1 protein-coding gene is annotated in these 359 nt (G+C 51.3%); it reads left to right on the forward strand.

Translation table 11 applies throughout. The features are described 5' to 3' along the window. Nucleotides 1–23: 23 nt before the first annotated feature. A partial coding sequence (locus tag DIT71_RS17780; protein WP_147271479.1) for a PilZ domain-containing protein occupies nucleotides 24–359 on the forward strand: 336 nt, incomplete at its 3' end.

Raw genomic sequence — 359 nt, forward strand, 5'->3', positions numbered from 1 at the left:
CTTGCGGAATCACGGAGGAAAACATGGAACACAGACTGAGTAAACGCACAGATGGAAAGCTTGGCGTGCTGGTTTGTAAGCGCGGCATGCCCGTGGCAACCGGACAGATCCGGGATGCATCAAAACGGGGACTCTTTATTGCCACAGACTACACCGATGTTCAGCTGAACCAGACCCTGGAACTCGAATTCCGCTTTCCTGACAAACAGGAAAAGCAGTTTCGCCGGCTCACAGGGCATGTTGTCCGCAAGTCAGAAAATGGCGTTGGCGTCGATTTCGATGGCGTTGAAAATGACACCTTTACCATTTTTTCACTGATCGACTGGCTTGAGAAACACCACAGGTCGACGAGCCATTTC

The organism is Marinobacter vulgaris (assembly GCF_003344045.1).
GTDB lineage: Bacteria > Pseudomonadota > Gammaproteobacteria > Pseudomonadales > Oleiphilaceae > Marinobacter > Marinobacter vulgaris.